The sequence below is a fragment of the Streptomyces callyspongiae genome (assembly GCF_047200695.1).
Lineage (GTDB): Bacteria > Actinomycetota > Actinomycetes > Streptomycetales > Streptomycetaceae > Streptomyces.
Genome location: NZ_JBJZOM010000049.1, coordinates 1 through 785 on the forward strand (window position 1 = coordinate 1; position 785 = coordinate 785).

General features: G+C 67.8%; 1 protein-coding gene. It reads left to right on the plus strand.

What is annotated here, in order from left to right; genetic code table 11:
- Positions 1-785: IS3 family transposase (locus ACL06G_RS21460; RefSeq protein WP_412836526.1), on the plus strand; the 785-nt coding region annotated here is incomplete at both ends.

A 785-nucleotide genomic window follows, 5' to 3' on the forward strand; every position in this document is an offset into this window, starting at 1 on the left:
GAGAGCTCGCCGCCGACGGAGTCCCCGTCGCGGTCGCGTGCCGGGTGCTCAAGCTCTCCCGCCAGCACTACTACCGCTGGCTCCGCCGGCCGGTCACCGGCGCCGAGCTCGTTGCCGCATACCGCGCGGACGCACTGTTCGACGCCCACCGCGACGACCCCGAGTTCGGCTACCGCTTCCTCGCCGGGGAGGCCGAGACGGCCGGGGAGCGGATGAGCGAGCGGACCGCTTGGCGGATCTGCCGGGACAACGCCTGGTGGTCGGCGTTCGGGAAGAAGCGATCGAAGAACGGCAAGAGACCGGGTCCGGCCGTGCACGACGACCTCGTCCAGCGAGACTTCACCGCGACCGGACCGAACCAGCTGTGGCTGACCGATATAACCGAACACCCCACCAGCCAGGGCAAGTTGTACTTGTGTGCGGTCAAGGATGCCTTCTCCGGCCGGATCGTCGGCTACTCCATCGCGGACCGGATGAAGGCCCGCCTCGCGGTGAACGCACTGGACAACGCGGTCGCGAGGAGGGGAGAGGTGGTCGGCTGCACCGTCCATTCCGACCGCGGATCGCAATTCCGATCAAGGAAATTCGTCCACGCTCTGCACCGCAACGGCCTGACCGGATCCATGGGAAGAGTCGGCTCTGCCGGCGACAACGCCGCCATGGAGTCCTTCTTCGCCCTGCTGCAGAACAACGTCCTCGACCGCCGAACCTGGACCACCCGGCAAGACCTCCGCACCGCGATCGTCACGTGGATCGAGCGGACCTACCACCGGCGCCGCCGACAA